Origin of the sequence: Bacillus cereus group sp. BfR-BA-01380, from assembly GCF_022663535.1 — a bacterium.
Taxonomy (GTDB): Bacteria; Bacillota; Bacilli; order Bacillales; family Bacillaceae_G; genus Bacillus_A; species Bacillus_A cereus_BB.
The window spans coordinates 1-17,690 of record NZ_JAKUFS010000023.1 but is presented as its reverse complement, the minus strand read 5'-3'; the positions used below and the strand labels follow the sequence as shown (position 1 = coordinate 17,690).

The window sequence follows — 17,690 nt, the reverse complement described above, 5'->3', positions numbered from 1 at the left end:
TATTTTATTATTAACAAAACCTTTAAACACATTAACCTCAGGTTTTTTATATTAAACATTTTTTAATCATTATTATACAATATTAGATAAATTTATTAACTAGACATTCTGCCCACGCATATATCCCTTTGGAACTGTGTTTAGCTTTTTTTATCGTTACTCCTCGATCCTCTACAGCTTGTACTGATGCACTTGTCCAGGTACCACCATCATACACCAGATTTGATAGTAACTCCTTATAAATCAAATTCCAATTATAGATAGTATATGATGAAAGTATCAATGTAGATAAAGAATGATTTTCCCTCTCGACTTCGATAATGTTGAACCTCTTTCCTGTAAAAAGAAAAATTTCTGCAATCACATATTTTCTCCTAGTTATACCGTTATTAAGCTTGATAAATCGTCGTTCACCAAAATTATTCGGTAACACATCGATTATTATACGTATATCCTTCACTTCTTTTCGTTTCCCCATTATCTTCAATACATCGATAAATCCCTGCAATTCGCCTTCTACTTGAACTTCATACAGCATTTGATGCTCCAGACCTCTAGCTAATTGTTGGCCACCAGTATCTGCTGTAGAACGAACAGAATCATTATTAATATAGTATTTCTTCGTATTTTCATCTTCTTTAGTTCGTTGCTTACTAGAACTACCCTTAACACGCTCAATTTTAGGCACTTTTGTATATTCATGCTTTAATTGATTCATTTGAACAAGGTCAAAATCCTCAGTGGATCCATCTATTTGTTCATCTAATGTAAGTCCTTCCTCACCATCTTTTTTATTCTGTTTACGGTAAGCAATTTTCTTCGCTTCATCAGACTTTTCTCTCTCCTGTATTTCCGGATGTGAAATTGAAATATTTTCATAGGGAATATGCTTATTCTTTACGCTAATAATTTGTAGTATAGTCCAACTATTATTACTTTCCTTAATCCTAGCCGTTACAGTAATAGGCCTAGTAAATGTCCATTCAAACTTTAACACTTGTTGTTGGAGCCAAGTAAAAGATATATTTTCAAAGACTTGCCGTAAATCTGGATTTGTTAAAAGCCAGGCCAATTGATAAACAAAAGGTGTTTTTGTATACTTCTTTTCATATTGCGACGAAAAACTAAGATGCATTTTATTAGCTTCATATATTTCTGTAAAAAACTGAGGAAATGAATTAGATTCAAATAAGCGATATAATAAGAATCCATTGGGGGCTAAAACACTACGAATCACCTCAATAACAGGCAATACAATATTCTTCTCTTTGAAAGAGAATACGAAACTACGAGAAGTTGCAGGATCCTTACTCCCTTTAATAACCCAAGGTTTTTCATAATATTTTACTCCGTTAGGATAAATAGTTATATCAGTTTCAATTATGTCGTATGGAGCATGACTAGTCGTGACGATTCCATCCGTATAATAGTGTTGGATTGCCAAGCAAGGTAATGTCCCCCAATCCATTAATATACTTTCTGTACAATCTTGCACGTGAAAATAAGCTTTAAACATTATTTTATTATCTTGTCGAAAGGGATCACCAATCCAAATTAATTGTGTTTTTTCACCTTTTGCGAAAGGCCATTTAATTTTAACCTGTTGTTTGCTCATAATTGTCCACTTCCTGTTTCGCTTGTAAATATTCTTCCAAGTACGGTTTTATTTCATAAAAATGATGTGACTTTATAGCACCAATACGCTGTACCCTCCATAGCAATATAGGCTCTTCTTCCTGCAACATATGGTCGATAATCATACAACAACGACGAATTTGAAATTGCTGCGTTGATTCAGCAATCTTCTCAAGATATTTTTTAGTTTGCGACAGTTTATCACGATGTTTCTCCAAATTTGATAATATGCCTAAACGTTTACCAATAAGAGAAGTCGTGATACGAACAGGCTTATCTAAAACAATTAATTTTTTATAAAGTTCCTTTATTCTAGAAAGGTATTCTTGATCACGAATTTCCCAATCTACAGTATTCATTGGGTTTCCACTGCTTTGTTTTACTGGCAGCTGTTCAAAGAGCCATTCTCTGTCTTGATGATATAGGTACATATATTCATTCAGAAAACGCTTACGAATTTGCGTTCGTGAATAACTAGGATGATCCCGAATGCCTTGTAATAATCGCTCTCGATATAACTCCACTTTCAAAAGAGAATCATCCATAACAACGCTTGGAATGTTCATATCTGAGTCCAAATACTTTTTAATCGTTTTTGAATCTACACCAAGCATTCTAGCCATTTTTCTTACGCTATATCTTTTTTCACCGTTTATCTTTTGCAATTTCCCCTTCCAAACATCACCGAATGCCTTAATACGCCCAATACGGTATAAGTCATCTACTGATTTGTCAGGACCCTTTCTAGCATAAATAAAACCACAAGAGCAATCAAAAGTCCCAATAGGCGCTCTAGATTTAAAATCCCTTGTAACAATGACCTCTTGAATTACATGCTGCTTATAATGGCTAGCGGTTTTATTCAAGCAAGGCCATGGCCCTTTCCCAAAAGGACCGCTATCTTCACTAACTTCCTCTAAAAATTTCTCAATATCTTGATCTAAAAAGTAGAGAAATAGTAGATGTCGAAATGGATGTACATGTCGTTTCACATTTCTTGTTAGTACTTTTAACCAGTTATATTCATCATCTACATCTAATGTAGATTCATACTTTTCTAGAAAGCCAGTAGGGAACTTACTCAAAAACGCCTTACGTAAATCATGTTGTCTTATACGGTTTGCTGTTGTAATCAAACCTCTTTCACGAAGAAGTGTTCTATATTTCGCGACAATACTCTCCCTCCACAATTTTGTTATATCTATTTTCAAGAGTTTGTACGCCATCTTTGCTAGACTAACTTGAATATCAAAATAAGGTTGCTCTACACTTTGCAAAACCGATAAATCCATCCTTTTTACATCGAAGCGAATATACGCAATCCTACTTTGCATTGTATGATCAACTGGATATTTCTTTAACAGCAAAAAGTGATGCGGACAAATATCAATTCCTTGTAATTGATGTTCTCTATGAATGTACGGTTCACCAAAGTGATCCATATCATTTCTTACACATCGAGGACAATAATAAAGTCCATCTTTTCTACAAATACTTCCCGCTACTATTCCCAGCCGTGTATATAATCCTTTTCCATCTCCTTGAACATCCTGTATGATTTGTTGTTGTTTCTTCTGTGATAGAAAAGGAGCATAAAAAGGATAAATTGTATACTTTGATACTAGGTTTTCTACTGTATAATGTGTGCCCATTTGTTTAGCAAGGCTATTGAAATGACTACCAATTTCTACACTCGGTATCAGCGTACGACTTTGAAATACTTCTTCCAATGTATCTTTACAATCAAGATTACCACTATAAAAGTGATAACGTGCAATGGTTGAATAAATCAATTCATCTGGATAAGGCTCCGGAAAAAATGGCAGCATTAAAATCGCCTCCTAGTAGAATTCTTCTATTGGATTTTTAATATATCCATTTACCTTCAACAATTCATACGGGTGCTTTTTTTGATTCAACGCTTTTTGTCTGAGTGCCAATAACGGCAGAATATCTGCATTTTTTGATTTCGGCTTATTTTTTTGTTCTTTCTTCTGCTGATTTAATGCAAGTGCAACTTTTAGAGCATCTGTTTTTAAAACATTGTAATCTGTTTCAAGCGGTTGTTTTTCAACAATCTGCTGAACAAGCTTTTTAATGTCTGTTTCTTTTAAACCATCAAAAATCCCCAGTGAAGCTAATTCAACAACCAAACTTTCGATTGTATCACGTCTCTTAAATTCAATCGTATTTTGTCTTTCTTTAAATGCTTCTTGAATTCGTCCTGTTAGTTCCACATCTCGTTTATGATTTAACATAACTTCATCTAAATTAATCATGATGTCTTCATATTTCATCATGTCATGCAAGTTATTCTTACGGACAGCTTTCATCATTGGCTGAATCATTTGCATATCCTTTTGAGCTGTCTGCTTTAAAGTTCTAGCGGTAATAAGTTCATTGGGATTATTTTCATCGAATAAAGCTCGTTCTTGGGCCAGTATGAATAAATTAACAGCTACAGCTGTAATCCCCTGGCATTCCTCATAAAACGTCCTTCTTATATCGTCTGTTAGTTCAGAACGAGTTTTCAAACATTGTAGTTGCCAAAGTGTTTCTAAAAAGAATTGCCATTCTTCACTGTCTTCGGTCATACGATCCCAAATAATCGCTCCCTCACTAGCCGCACGCCTGGCTTGGCGGAAATTCCCTTTAAATAACTTTTGCGCTTTAGAAGTACCGATTAAAACTGTCGGAATACCAACGGTGTTTGATAAGGTTACAAAGAAATTAAGCATTTCCTCCTGTTCATTTTTTGCATGTAGTAAATGCTGTATTTCATCAATAACCAATACACCTATACCGTACATACTTGCTAACGATGTCATATGTAATAACATAGTAGAAGTCACTCGGTTTAAATAACCAAACTTTTCGAGATAACGTGTCCCTAATAAATCATCAATCGCCTTAAAAAAGCTTTTACATAGCGTTGATAAGCTACCATCATACGGACAATCAATTTTGAGCCATACAATTTGTGTTCGATTGAAGGGATGACCATCATACTGCTCATGCTTAATAACTTGCGGATACATTAACAATAATCGTTCAATTGCTGTTGTTTTACCAATACCGGAAATTCCGATAATAGATAAACTATCGGCTGTAGAGCGTATATAATTCAAACGTTCATCTATACTCTTTATTGATTTCTCTTCTTCTACTTGTAATTCATTTAATACACGAATTCTCTCAAAATATGTTTTATCTAATGGATTTCTCGCTAAATAACCTCTACGAATCAAGGTAGATAATCTGCGCTCTACTTCAAAATGAATTGGTAACGGCTGCATGAAGGTCTTTATTCTTTTCAAGATGTGATAGCGGATGTTTGCCTCTTGAGCTTTATCCTGCCTTGTAATACGTGGCGCTACCATAAAACGTTCTAACACATCATCTTCTGTAAAAATTGGTGGAAGGGCTTCAATAAAAGGATTTTTCTCATATTCTGATAAGGCTTGCTGTTTATATTGCGCTTTTTCAAATTTACCTTTTAAAACAACAATATCTTCATTCTTTTTCAAACTCCTCATCCCTTTTCCTTCTCAGTTTTTCCATTAAGCGAGAATTAGTTGATTGCACTGTTGATGATGCATCTGTTTTTTCTTTAACTGTAAAATCAATAATATCTGCTGATTCTGAAACATTTTCCACGCCTAAATCAAACTTCTCTGTTTCACGATTTAATTTCTTTTCAACCTTTCTATTCAATCGAATATCACGTAATTTCTTTGATTTATTGCTATCCCCTTGGTCTACGGTTTTCTTTTCCTTCATCGCATTTTTTACTATTTGTTCAATAGCTGCATCTGTATTAATTGCTAATTCTCTTTGCTCAGTATCATGTAAAGCTTTCAATTCTTGTAGCAATTCTTGATAAAATTGGATTTCTTCCAAATAATCACCTTTATATTGCTCACTAGCCGGCAATAAATAGCATGTATCAAAACCTTGTCCATTTGCGTGCGGTAAATAAATTTGCCACATATCTCGCGGGTCATAAGCAACCTCAATACTCGTATTTTTATATTTTGAATACCATTGTTCTGTCATAGCTTTTTCAGAACCATAGAATAAATTTTTAAATTTAATACCTGCCCTAGTAATTCTTGCGTTCTCTTTAGGCAACAAATTCATTCGAAATATACTTCTATCTGTAACACCTTGTAACCGTCCTTTTCTATTTGCTATGCCCCAATTCCATAAATTAATTGGAGTTGGAGTAAGATGACTCGCTATCATTTCTTTTTCCATCGGATATTTTCCGATTATTTTACAATTGTGTTGTAATACAAGACGAATGATAATCTGTGTAAACTCTTCTAAATTTAATGTGGCATCCAAACGGTAATCCCTATCTCCCCGTTCACGATATTCTTTTTGTATTGCTCCTGGGGTTTTACGCTTAATTTTCCCATTAATCGTGCAAAACTTTCGTTCAACAATACCCTTTAAATCCCCTCGATAAGCCGAAGTATTCTCAACCTTGATATTTAAATTATTAATAAGGTTTCCAACTGAATACCCCTCAAACTCACCACGGTCTGCAATAATAATTTCAGGCAAATGCTGTGCCGGCCACTGTTCATGTGTTATATCAATTCCAAATTTCTTACAATACTCTATTTTATCTGATATCATGTTATCTAATGCCATCATCGCTCCTATCCAAGATGGCCCTTCCAATCCAACATATATACCCGCTATTAAACGAGAAAACACATCCATCGCTGCATATATGATTGGACGTCCAATAACTCGATTACGATCAAAAGAACTTACCAAATAAATATCTGCTATTGTAGCATCAATCTGAAAACGAGTCCCTGGTCCATCGGTTTCAATTGTTGAATTACTTAATAAAGGGCGATGCTTTAAGTCATGCTCTTTTGCACTATGCCGTAGTACAATATCCTTTTGAGGGTCTTCATACTTTTTAAACCAATAGTAAAACTGGTTATACGTTGGTATTCTAGAACTATCCCAAACTTTATACTTAATAATTCCATCTTCTTTATAATGATCTGAGAAAAATTCTCTTAAAAGATACTCATATGTTTCTGCCAATGTAATCTGATTCTTTTTCCTATAATATTTATTAATTACATAAACAAATTGCTTTTTAACTTCTTCACTTATATTGATCCCCTGATTTTCTTCACCAAGTAAACTTATTTTCCGTGGGCGTCCAACCTTAGCTTTAGAAAGCTCTTTTTCTTTTCCTCTTCCGCCTGAATGCATATAATCAGGAAGCAAAGCGTTTTTATTTAAGCCTCGTTGCCAAAAACGAGTAAACATCCTTTTTACTTTCAATTTACTTAGATTATTAACATTTGTTATTTCATCGAAAACTTTCTCACGAGTTGATTTCTCTAATATCTGTTCTTTATACATATTCCAGTACTGAGATACTATTTGCCAATCTTCATCTCTTTTTGACATCTGCTTTATTGTTAAATCCTTGTCCGAATACATTTTTGAATAAGGATCATGAATTAATAGTAGAGATTCTCCTTGAATTTCTGCTTCTAAGTAGGCATATGATGCCTTTTTAGGCATTGCAGTATCTCCATCTAATTCAACATAATAAATACTCTTTTCGTTAATTTCTATCACTCTAATGCGATCTTTGCCCTCTTTACTGACGTACTGATAAACTTGGTTATTCAATATCATATAGCATTCACCTTCTCCGAGAAATCCTCTCGAATGGCCTTGATAGGAATAATGCTACCTATATTTAATTTCTCTAAAAGATCTACTTCAATCACTTTATTAATCACCAAATGCTTAAAAATACTTAACCCACTCCCCATCATCAAGTCGAATTCATGATCAAATTGCTGCGAAATAGTTCTAATTGATTCATTTTCTTGAAGTATTCTACTGATATATTCAATCGTTAAATCCTCTAAGTACAGAGGTGACATAAATTCAAATCCATCAATTTTATAAATATCATGATAGCCATGTACAAAACTAATATTTAAAGCCATTGTTTTGTTAATTTCTTCTTCTGTTACAATTCCCCAATCAATACCTGCTCTTTCCCAATATACTCGTTCAATTTCAAATTTCCCCAAAACACGCGGTTCTAGTAAATCAGTTTTGCTTTTAATTGTGCGTGCCCTATCATAACGATTAATTGTGTCATTACAGGTGATTAAGAAATCTGTAGTCATTACAATAGGCTCTCCTGTTTTGGGATTTTTGGGATGTACAATCCCTAATTCATCTGCAATTAATAACGTATCCTCAATTGGTAACAACGGGTATTGTTCACGAATATCCTCCGATAAGTCGGAATATTCCAATAAATAAAAGTAGTTTCGTTCCAAATCAGATAAAAATTCATGCTGACGTTGTGTTTTAATACCTTTTAATCTCGTTGATCTCCCCAATGATGAAACATCTTGAATGTTTAACCACGGTTTATACTCAGCACCAATACCTACGCCGCGATTATCTTTGATTTTCTTTTCTATAGAATTTACTCTTTTTCTTTTAGACAAAAAAATCACCTCTTAAGATAACGATATCTCACGAGGTGATTTTTATCAAACTTTTTTATAAATTATCAATCTTTTTTTAAAATTATCAAACTTTATTACAAATTATCAATCTTTTTTATAAAGCTACAACTTTATTTTAAATCTACAAATCTCTTACTCAACAGTCACCGACTTAGCTAAGTTACGTGGTTTATCAACGTCACACTCGCGGTGAAGTGCTGCATAGTATGAGATTAACTGTAATGGAACTACTACTACAAGCGGTGCTAATGCTTCGTGTACAGCTGGTACAATGAAGCGGTCGCCTTCCATTTCTAAGCCTTTCATTGCGATGATGCAAGGGTTTGCTCCACGTGCTGCTACTTCTTTTACGTTACCGCGAATTCCAAGGTTTACGTGCTCTTGCGTCGCAAGTGCGATAACTGGTGTACCTTTTTCAATTAACGCGATTGTACCGTGTTTTAACTCTCCTCCAGCAAAGCCCTCTGCTTGGATGTAAGAGATTTCTTTTAGCTTTAATGCGCCTTCTAAACCAACGTAGAAGTCAACACTGCGGCCAATGAAGAAACAGTTACGTGTTGTTGCTAAGTATTCTTTTGCAATTGCATCCATTTCATCTTTTTGGTCGCAAAGTACTTCCATTGCGTTTGCAACAAGACCTAGTTCTTTGATTAAATCAAAGCCAATTGCTAAACCTTTTGCTTTTGCAATGTCAGCTGCTAAGATTGCAAGTACTGCAAGCTGTGCTGTATATGCTTTCGTAGAAGCTACAGCGATTTCCGGGCCAGCATGTAATGGCAATGTATAATTCGCTTCACGAGATAGTGTAGAGCCTGGTACGTTTGTAACTGTTAATGCTTTATGTCCCATTTCATTTGTTTGCACAAGTACTGCGCGGCTATCTGCAGTTTCACCACTTTGTGAAATGTAAATGAAGAATGGTTTTTCTGTTAATAATGGCATGTTGTAAGAGAATTCACTTGCTACATGTACTTCTACTGGTACTTTTGCAAAACGTTCAATGAATTGTTTTCCAACAAGACCTGCATGATAACTTGTTCCGCACGCGATGATATACACACGATCGCTTTCTAAAATCGCATCGCGAATTTCTGCATCAAGTTCGATCTCACCAGCTTCATTTTGATACTTTTGAATAATATTACGAATTACAAGTGGTTGCTCATCAATTTCTTTTAGCATGAAATGAGGATATGTTCCTTTTTCAATGTCACTTGCATCTAATTCTGCTGTAAATGGTGCACGATCAATCGTTTCACCTTGTAAATTTTGAATTGTAATCTTTTCTTTTGTTACAAGAACCATTTCTTTATCCATTAGTTCGATAAATTGATCTGTAACTTGTAGCATTGCCATCGCATCACTTGCAACAACATTAAAGTTATCTCCAGTACCCACTAATAGTGGGCTTTTGTTTTTAGCAACATAAATCATGTCTGGGTTTTCTGCATCAAGTAATGCTAATGCATACGAACCGTGTAATAGTGTTAACGTTTTACGGAATGCTTCTTCTACAGCCAAACCTGTTTTCACTTGTTTTTCTACAAGCTGAACGATTACTTCTGTATCTGTTTCACTTACAAAGTTTACATCTTGAAGATATTCATTCTTTAATAACTCATAGTTTTCAATTACACCGTTATGCACAAGGGTAAAGCGCTCTAAAGTACTTTGATGCGGATGTGCGTTCACCTGACTCGGAACACCATGAGTTGCCCAACGTGTATGACCGATTCCCACGTTAGCTGCTACATTTTCATCCACGATTTCGCGAAGTTTTGCAATGCGGCCTTTTTCTTTAAATACAACAACACCGTTCGCTGCTTGCACTGCAATACCAGCTGAATCATATCCGCGGTATTCTAGCTTCTCTAACCCTTTTAATAAAATTTCCTTTGCATCTTGTTCCCCAATAAATCCTACGATTCCACACATAATTAGTCGCCGTTACAATATGCTTATGCTCTTTCATAAACATATAACGACATAGCCCGATCTTATTTTTGAATACAAAAAAACGGATTTACATATCGCTAGCTTTGTAAGCTTGTAACGGCTTTCACCTTCCTCTCATTTTGGTTTCAGCCTGTATACTTCATACTGCTAGTGTAATCCGTTCTTTTTCTCTCATCACACTTTCACCTTTGTCCGCTGAGTCACCTCAATGCTTTAAGTAAAAGCTTTCGGATGTGATGAACAACCGGGAGCCATCCGCCGAAATCTCGATAAACTCCTCCTCGTCAACTACATCGCAGGTAGTTCTGGCGCTTCTTACTTCAAACTATTTTGCTGAGAAAAAGAACAAAATCATCTTATAACAAATGGAATAAACCGTCAATGAAATTTTTTCATTGTAGATAACAAGTATATGCAAAAGGAGCACAAAACGTGCTCCTTTTTGTAGTAACATTCGGCTATTATTCAGCCCCTACTTCCGCTTTTACAACTTCTACAATACGACTTACGTATTGATTACAAAGATCTTGTGTTGGCGCCTCTGCCATAACACGAATTAATGGCTCTGTACCAGAAGGGCGAACAAGAATACGACCATCTCCATTCATCTCTTCCTCTACAACACGAATAATTTCTTTAATTTTTTCATTTTCTAATGCTTGTTTTTTATCTGTTACGCGAACATTCACAAGTAATTGAGGGAACTTTTTCATTTCACTTGCAAGCTCAGATAATGATTTTTTCGTCATTTTCATAATGTTTACAAGTTGAAGTGCACATAACATACCATCTCCAGTTGTAATGTAATCTAAGAAAATAATATGACCAGATTGTTCCCCGCCAAGGTTATAGCCACCACGTTTCATTTCTTCCATTACGTAACGGTCACCAACAGCTGTTTGATTACTTGTAATACCATTTGCTTCTACTGCTTTATAGAATCCTAAATTACTCATAACTGTTGAAACAACTGTGTTATGTTTTAATTTTCCAGATTCACTCATATATTTCGCGCAAATGTACATAATTTGATCGCCATCTACAACATTTCCTTTTTCGTCAACAGCAATTAAACGGTCACCATCTCCGTCAAATGCTAGACCAACATCAGCACCTTTTTCTTTCACAAACGCTGCTAATACTTCTGGATGCGTAGAACCTACACCTTCGTTAATATTCATGCCGTTTGGCGATGTTCCCATTGTAGAAATGTCAGCTTCTAAATCAGCAAATAAATACGGTGCTAGAGAAGATGTTGCACCGTGTGCACAATCTAACGCAATATGTAAGCCAGAGAAATCTTCATCCACTGTTTGTTTAATGTATTGTAAGTATTTTTGTCCGCCTTCAAAATAGTCATTTACTTGACCTAAAGCTGTACCAACAGGACGTGGAAGTTCATCTACTTCTTTATCTAATAGTGCTTCAATTTCTTCTTCTTGCTCGTCTGTTAATTTAAAACCATCTGGACCAAAGAACTTAATTCCATTATCTTGTACAGGGTTATGAGATGCAGAAATCATTACACCAGCTTGTGCATCTAATGCTTTCGTTAAATAGGCAACCCCAGGAGTAGAAATAACACCAAGGCGCATTACTTCTGCCCCAATTGATAATAGTCCCGCTACTAAAGCACCTTCTAACATATGTCCAGATACACGTGTATCACGGCCAATAATTACTTTTGGACGCTCTGTATCTTTAGTTAATACATAGCCACCAAATCGACCAATCTTAAATGCTAATTCAGGCGTTAATTCCTCATTCGCAACGCCTCGTACGCCGTCAGTACCAAAATATTTTCCCATTGCTATTCGCTCCTTTTTTCTTGCTCATTTCCTTTACTTGTTGGCTGCTTTGGCTGCTCTGGCTGCCCTTGTACTTCATGTCCGGTTTCTTGCTTCTTTGCGAGCTCTACCTTCGCATTTTTTTGTTTTAATTCTAATGTGACATTATTGGGACCACTAATTTGGATCGGAACGTCATGTGTTCCTGCACTCATATTTCCTACATTAATTGATGCTTTAATCTGTTCTGCGCTCATCTTCTCTACAACACTTGCATCCCCAAAAACATCAACACTAATTTTTCCATTTTGTGGATCAGATAATTTCATTGTTAATAAATCTGATAACCCATTCACCTGTAAAGGAATGTCAGTTATTGTTTTTCGCTGTTGCTTTTGTACTTCAACTGTCACTTTTACTTGGCTAGGTGCCGCTTTTGTAACACCTTTAGGCAAAGAAACAGAGGCATCGAAGGTAGTTGACTCTGTAATTTTACTTAAGTCCACTTCGATGCCCTCAAGAGATGTAATATTATCAAGTACGTCTTTCGAACCATAAATCTCCACTTCACTCGGTTCAACTTTTATACTCGTTACAGTTATACCTTCTTGTAAGCTTCCCGTTTTCGTGACACCTAGGGAAACTGTTTTTTCAGGTAATGAAATTGGTACAGTGACATTGACAGCAGAAGAACCTGTTTTCAAATCTAACTGATTCCCGTCTTTATCATACAATACAATTTTTGCTTCTTTTGTTACTGTTTTGTTAACACCCTTCAAATCAACATACGCCCGCACAAGAGCAATTTGTGAAAGTTGCTCTGTCGTACCAGCTACTTCTACTGTGCTTGGCTTAACAATCGGTTTATCTATAACCGTTCCTGCCTGCACTTGATTCTCATTTAAATATTTCACTTCTACAGGAAAAGATTTTACTTCTTTCTTTTTAATGGTAACTTGTATTTTCGCTGGCTGAACTTTGAAATGTAAGTTACTTGGAACACCGCTATATTTTAATGGGATTTCGTATGTTCCCGGTGTATAACCACGCAAATTAACAAATACCTCAAACTGCCGTTTTAATTTAGCAGCAGCCACAACGTTATTTTGCCCTTCAAGCGTGACACTTACTTTTTCAGGAATTCCGCTTACAATATACTTATCCTCATCATAGTATGCAGATACCGGGACCCCAGATATTGTTTCTGTTGTATCTCCTACAGGAAAAGGAGATGGATTAAAATTATCTGACACATTTTTATCTATGTTTGTTGACATGTAGAGCATAATTGCTAATAATAATGCAATTCCTCTTAAAAACCAATGGTTATCCATTAACTTATCCATGACGTTTTCTCCTCCAATTCCACAAAGACGAAGAAGACTGTTTTACGTTTCCGCCTAATTCTTTCATAAGCAGTTCCTTTAATTGTTCACTTTTTAAATCACGATGTAACTCGCCATTTTTTGTTAAAGAAATTTGTCCCGTTTCTTCTGATACAACAATCGTTAAACTATCTGTTACTTCACTTACGCCCATTGCCGCACGATGACGTGTTCCTAATTCTTTAGAAATAAGTGGACTTTCTGATAATGGTAAATAACACGCAGCTGCTCTAATAATATTTCCTTGCATAATTACTGCCCCATCATGCAGCGGTGTATTTGGTATAAAAATATTAATTAATAACTCTGATGAAACATTTGCATTTAGTGGAATTCCTGTTTCAACATAATCTCCCATACCAGTTTCTCTCGCCATTGTAATAAGTGCACCAATACGACGTTTTCCCATATATTCTGTTGCCTTTACAACAGCATTTACAACCGACTCATGTTCATCTTCCTCTTGATTGCCTCCACGTGAAAATATACTTCCCCGTCCAAGCTGCTCAAGAGCACGTCTTAACTCTGGTTGGAAAATGATAATAACCGCTAAAAATCCCCAAGTTAATGCTTGATCCATAAGCCATTGCAGTGTATGCAATTCAAAGAAATTACTTAAAATACGAACAATAATGATTACTGTAATTCCTTTTAAAAGCTGGACAGCTTTTGTACCACGGATTACAAGAATCAATTTATATATAACAAACCATACAAGGGCGATATCTACTATAGTGCTGAGATATTTCAAAAGAACATTTATATCTCCAAAAGGCATTCTGACCCTTCCTCCATCTATATGTAATTTACAACAACAAATTAATTATAACATACATTATACGAACCAAAATTTCAAACCACATCTCTAAACCTGACATGCAATCGTTAGATGTCAGACTTTAAAAACTGATTATAAACATAATTACTGTATCTTTATTTTAAAGTAAAAAAAGCAGCTTTTCAGCTGCTTTTTTAAATTATTTCAACTTTTCACCAAATAAAGAACCCATTAATGCTACAGCTGCAATTGCAGTTTTATTTTTTTCATCTAAAATTGGATTCACTTCCACAAATTCAGCAGATGTAATCATGCCAGACTCAGCTAACATTTCCATCGCTAAATGACTTTCACGATACGACAAACCACCAGCAACCGGTGTACCCACGCCAGGTGCATCATGTGGATCAAGGCCATCTAAATCTAAAGATAAATGTACGCCATCTGTATGTGATAAGTATGCGATTGTTTCTTCCATAACCGCTGTCATTCCCATGCGATCAATTTCATGCATAGTGAAAACTTTAATACCTTCTTTACGAATAAACTCTTTCTCTCCATCATCTAAAGAACGAGCACCGATAATAACTACATTTTCTTTTTTCACTTTCGGATACTCACCGTATAAATTAACAAGTGATGAATGACCATGTCCTAAACTTGCAGCTAATGACATACCATGAATGTTCCCAGATGGAGATGTTTCCTCTGTATTTAAATCCCCATGTGCATCATACCAAATAACACCAAGATTTTTATAGTGTTTCGCAATCCCAGCAAGCGTTCCTATCGCAATGCTATGATCGCCGCCTAATACAAGTGGAAAGCTTTTCTTCTCAATAATGCTATCAACTTTACTGGCTAGCTCATGACATACTTTTACAACTTGTTCAAGATTTCGTAATTTTTCATTTTCATTTATTTGAACTTCTCTTTCAATACATATATCCCCTAAGTCTTCTACGTTATATCCGATATTTTCAATTCTTTCAACCACTCCAGCATAACGAATCGCGCTCGCACCCATATCAACACCACGGCGCATTTGTCCTAAATCCATCGGTACTCCCACAATTGAAATTTCTTTCTTCATAGATGATTCCCCCTTTTATGCTTTCACTAAATATTTTAAATCTTTTATATTATCTGACTCAACTCGACATTTTTTTGTATTTATATACACTTAATACAACACAAAGAAGCAATAAATTAAGACTTTTCCACTAAAATATGCATAAAAAAAGCGCCCCTTACGAGTAGGGACGTTTCTGCAATCCTAGTTTCCATACAGCCGCAATATTTCGTGCTGTTATATAGATATTTTCTTTTCCCATTTCATACGCTTCTTCTAATGTCATTGCTCCTGAAACAATACTAAATACAGCATCAATGCCTTCTTCATAAATAGGGATATGATTCGGATGAACCGCTCCGGCAATTGCAATAACAGGAAGGCTATGCGCTTTAGCTCGCTTTGCTACTCCTATAGGCGCTTTTCCATAGACTGTCTGTTCATCAATTCTTCCTTCTCCTGTAATCACTAAATCTGCCTCTTGCAAATGAGCATTAAAATTCGTGTAATCAAGTACAATATCAATCCCTTTTCTAAGCGTACCATGTAAAAAAGCAACAATAGCCGCTCCAAGTCCTCCTGCAGCACCTGCTCCTGGAACAAATTCGATATCAACACGAAGAGTTTGTTTAATTAACCTAGCATAGTGCTTCAAATTACAGTCTAACCGCTCTATCATCTCGTCTGTAGCCCCTTTTTGTCTCCCAAACATAAACGATGCCCCTGTTATCCCTGTTAAAGGATTCTCAACGTCACAAGCTGCTTCAATTTTAACCCGTGCTAAACGAGAATCTAAGCGTGATATATCAAAATAAGTAATACAATCTAAATTGCCTCCATTTGGCTCTATAGCACAATTACTGCTATCAAAAAAACGGACACCTAACGCAGATAACATTCCTGCTCCTCCATCGTTTGTAGCACTTCCTCCAAGTCCTAAAATAATACGATGAACCCCTTTTTCTAACGCGTGTAAAATGAGTTCCCCTGTCCCTCTTGTTGTCGTTAAAAATGGATTCCTTTTCTCAAGTGGAACATGATGTAAACCAGAAGCAGCTGCCATTTCAATAAAAGCAGTCTGTTTATCCGAAGAAAGGCCGTAAAATCCTTCTACCACGTTTCCTAATGGACCTGTGACAGGGACCTTCACGATTTTCCCTTGCGTTGCATCAACAAGTGCTTGTACTGTCCCTTCCCCGCCATCAGCAATAGGAATTCTTATATACTCTGCTTCTGGGTATATAGAACGAAACCCTTTTTCTACTGCTTCACATACTTCTAAAGCCGTTAAACTTTCTTTATATGAATCAGACGCAATAATAATCTTCATATGAAACAACTCCCTTCATCTTCAATATTAAAGTTGGAGTCATCAAAAATATATAAATACAAATTAAAAACCGACATAAAAATCCTTTTTCTTTTTAGGCGGGCGAGAGCATCCGGCCATGCATAGAAGCGTTCAGGGCCTTTTTCTGCCACATGCAAGGTTTAAATAGCGGTCATGTTGTATTCTACATAGTAGCGGCTTACATGGCCAAAAATCAAAATTGGATTTATATAAACAAAAAAGCTTGAAGTCTTTTATTCGACTTCAAGCTTTTTTTAACTGTATGGAGCCTAGCGGGATCGAACCGCTGACCTCCTGCGTGCAAGGCAGGCGCTCTCCCAGCTGAGCTAAGGCCCCGGGTTGGAGCGGAAGACGGGATTCGAACCCGCGACCCCAACCTTGGCAAGGTTGTATTCTACCACTGAACTACTTCCGCAAAAATGGTGAGCCATGAAGGACTCGAACCTTCGACCCTCTGATTAAAAGTCAGATGCTCTACCAACTGAGCTAATGGCTCTTAAATGGCTGGGCTAGCTGGATTCGAACCAGCGCATGACGGAGTCAAAGTCCGTTGCCTTACCGCTTGGCTATAGCCCATTAATACTCACTATTATGTTCATCTCACCAAAAAAATAAACCTTTGTAAGGTTGTTTTTAAAAATGGTGGAGGGGGGCAGATTCGAACTGCCGAACCCGAAGGAGCGGATTTACAGTCCGCCGCGTTTAGCCACTTCGCTACCCCTCCGACATGAAAACTTATATGGTGGAGGATGACGGGATCGAACCGCCGACCCCCTGCTTGTAAGGCAGGTGCTCTCCCAGCTGAGCTAATCCTCCAAAAGTGGTGACCCGTACGGGATTCGAACCCGTGTTACCGCCGTGAAAGGGCGGTGTCTTAACCACTTGACCAACGGGCCAAAAAGTTTTGATACTTCTCACAAGCTTCCAACCGGGCTTGAACCGGTGACCTCTTCCTTACCATGGAAGTGCTCTACCAGCTGAGCTATGGAAGCATATGGCTCCGCAGGTAGGACTCGAACCTACGACCGATCGGTTAACAGCCGATAGCTCTACCACTGAGCTACTGCGGAATAATACAAGCCTGGCAACGTCCTACTCTCACAGGGACAAAGTCCCAACTACCATCGGCGCTAGAGAGCTTAACTTCCGTGTTCGGTATGGGAACGGGTGTGACCTCTCTGCCATCATTA

At 36.6% G+C, this 17,690-nt stretch carries 11 protein-coding genes, 9 tRNA genes and 1 rRNA gene; all 21 read right to left on the bottom strand.

The annotated features are described in order from the left end of the window. Positions 1-82 precede the first annotated feature (82 nt). On the bottom strand, positions 83-1,615 hold the full coding sequence (locus MR076_RS19005; protein WP_242223156.1) for a Tn7-like element transposition protein TnsE: 1,533 nt from the start codon (positions 1,613-1,615) through the stop codon (positions 83-85). After that, on the bottom strand, positions 1,596-3,464 hold the full coding sequence (locus tag MR076_RS19000; protein ID WP_242223154.1) for a TnsD family transposase: 1,869 nt from the start codon (positions 3,462-3,464) through the stop codon (positions 1,596-1,598). The genes MR076_RS19005 and MR076_RS19000 overlap by 20 nt, the downstream gene beginning before the upstream one ends. Positions 3,465-3,476: 12 nt before the next feature. After that, positions 3,477-5,171, bottom strand: coding sequence for an ATP-binding protein (locus tag MR076_RS18995; RefSeq protein ID WP_242223152.1), 1,695 nt, complete (start codon positions 5,169-5,171; stop codon positions 3,477-3,479). After that, positions 5,149-7,314, bottom strand: a complete 2,166-nt coding sequence (locus tag MR076_RS18990; RefSeq protein ID WP_242223150.1) for a Mu transposase C-terminal domain-containing protein — start codon at positions 7,312-7,314, stop codon at positions 5,149-5,151. The genes MR076_RS18995 and MR076_RS18990 overlap by 23 nt, the downstream gene beginning before the upstream one ends. Next, positions 7,311-8,150 carry a TnsA endonuclease N-terminal domain-containing protein gene (locus MR076_RS18985; protein WP_242223149.1) on the bottom strand — a complete coding sequence of 280 codons (840 nt, stop codon included), beginning with the start codon at positions 8,148-8,150 and terminating at the stop codon, positions 7,311-7,313. Before MR076_RS18985 ends, MR076_RS18990 begins: the two co-directional genes overlap by 4 nt. A gap of 153 nt (positions 8,151-8,303) precedes the next feature. Beyond that, positions 8,304-10,106: a glutamine--fructose-6-phosphate transaminase (isomerizing) gene (gene glmS, locus MR076_RS18980; protein WP_242223145.1), complete on the bottom strand. Its 1,803-nt coding sequence runs from the start codon at positions 10,104-10,106 to the stop codon at positions 8,304-8,306. Positions 10,107-10,588: 482 nt separating this feature from the next. Then, positions 10,589-11,935 carry a phosphoglucosamine mutase gene (glmM, locus tag MR076_RS18975; protein WP_242223143.1) on the bottom strand — a complete coding sequence of 449 codons (1,347 nt, stop codon included), beginning with the start codon at positions 11,933-11,935 and terminating at the stop codon, positions 10,589-10,591. 2 nt (positions 11,936-11,937) lie between these two features. Then, positions 11,938-13,260: a CdaR family protein gene (locus MR076_RS18970; RefSeq protein ID WP_242223141.1), complete on the bottom strand. Its 1,323-nt coding sequence runs from the start codon at positions 13,258-13,260 to the stop codon at positions 11,938-11,940. Continuing rightward, on the bottom strand, positions 13,253-14,077 hold the full coding sequence (cdaA, locus tag MR076_RS18965; protein WP_242223139.1) for a diadenylate cyclase CdaA: 825 nt from the start codon (positions 14,075-14,077) through the stop codon (positions 13,253-13,255). Before cdaA ends, MR076_RS18970 begins: the two co-directional genes overlap by 8 nt. A gap of 199 nt (positions 14,078-14,276) precedes the next feature. Continuing rightward, on the bottom strand, positions 14,277-15,170 hold the full coding sequence (gene rocF / locus MR076_RS18960) for an arginase (protein ID WP_242223136.1): 894 nt from the start codon (positions 15,168-15,170) through the stop codon (positions 14,277-14,279). A gap of 157 nt (positions 15,171-15,327) precedes the next feature. Further along, positions 15,328-16,479 carry a glycerate kinase gene (locus MR076_RS18955; RefSeq protein WP_242223134.1) on the bottom strand — a complete coding sequence of 384 codons (1,152 nt, stop codon included), beginning with the start codon at positions 16,477-16,479 and terminating at the stop codon, positions 15,328-15,330. Positions 16,480-16,763: 284 nt separating this feature from the next. Next, positions 16,764-16,836, bottom strand: a tRNA-Ala gene (locus MR076_RS18950). A gap of 4 nt (positions 16,837-16,840) precedes the next feature. After that, positions 16,841-16,915, bottom strand: a tRNA-Gly gene (locus MR076_RS18945). A 5-nt stretch (positions 16,916-16,920) separates the two neighbouring features. Further along, positions 16,921-16,996 (bottom strand) — tRNA-Lys (locus MR076_RS18940). Between the two features lie 5 nt (positions 16,997-17,001). Then, positions 17,002-17,076: transfer RNA gene (locus tag MR076_RS18935), tRNA-Gln, on the bottom strand. 64 nt (positions 17,077-17,140) lie between these two features. Next, positions 17,141-17,224, bottom strand: a tRNA-Tyr gene (locus tag MR076_RS18930). A 16-nt stretch (positions 17,225-17,240) separates the two neighbouring features. Beyond that, a tRNA-Val gene (locus tag MR076_RS18925) sits at positions 17,241-17,316 on the bottom strand. Positions 17,317-17,321: 5 nt separating this feature from the next. Further along, a tRNA-Glu gene (locus tag MR076_RS18920) sits at positions 17,322-17,396 on the bottom strand. A gap of 23 nt (positions 17,397-17,419) precedes the next feature. Continuing rightward, positions 17,420-17,492 (bottom strand) — tRNA-Thr (locus MR076_RS18915). A 3-nt stretch (positions 17,493-17,495) separates the two neighbouring features. Next, positions 17,496-17,570 (bottom strand) — tRNA-Asn (locus tag MR076_RS18910). A 9-nt stretch (positions 17,571-17,579) separates the two neighbouring features. Beyond that, positions 17,580-17,690 (bottom strand): 5S ribosomal RNA (gene rrf / locus MR076_RS18905); the annotation flags it as partial.

Bases quoted from the DNA above. Each gene is read 5' to 3' on its own strand.
- MR076_RS18990 (WP_242223150.1), bottom strand. From the start codon at position 7,314: ATGATATTGAATAACCAAGTTTATCAGTACGTCAGTAAAGAGGGCAAA.
- glmS (WP_242223145.1), bottom strand. From the start codon at position 10,106: ATGTGTGGAATCGTAGGATTTATTGGGGAACAAGATGCAAAGGAAATT.
- MR076_RS18955 (WP_242223134.1), bottom strand. From the start codon at position 16,479: ATGAAGATTATTATTGCGTCTGATTCATATAAAGAAAGTTTAACGGCT.
- MR076_RS18995 (WP_242223152.1), bottom strand. From the start codon at position 5,171: ATGAGGAGTTTGAAAAAGAATGAAGATATTGTTGTTTTAAAAGGTAAA.
- MR076_RS18970 (WP_242223141.1), bottom strand. From the start codon at position 13,260: ATGGATAAGTTAATGGATAACCATTGGTTTTTAAGAGGAATTGCATTA.
- glmM (WP_242223143.1), bottom strand. From the start codon at position 11,935: ATGGGAAAATATTTTGGTACTGACGGCGTACGAGGCGTTGCGAATGAG.
- MR076_RS19000 (WP_242223154.1), bottom strand. From the start codon at position 3,464: ATGCTGCCATTTTTTCCGGAGCCTTATCCAGATGAATTGATTTATTCA.
- MR076_RS19005 (WP_242223156.1), bottom strand. From the start codon at position 1,615: ATGAGCAAACAACAGGTTAAAATTAAATGGCCTTTCGCAAAAGGTGAA.
- rocF (WP_242223136.1), bottom strand. From the start codon at position 15,170: ATGAAGAAAGAAATTTCAATTGTGGGAGTACCGATGGATTTAGGACAA.
- cdaA (WP_242223139.1), bottom strand. From the start codon at position 14,077: ATGCCTTTTGGAGATATAAATGTTCTTTTGAAATATCTCAGCACTATA.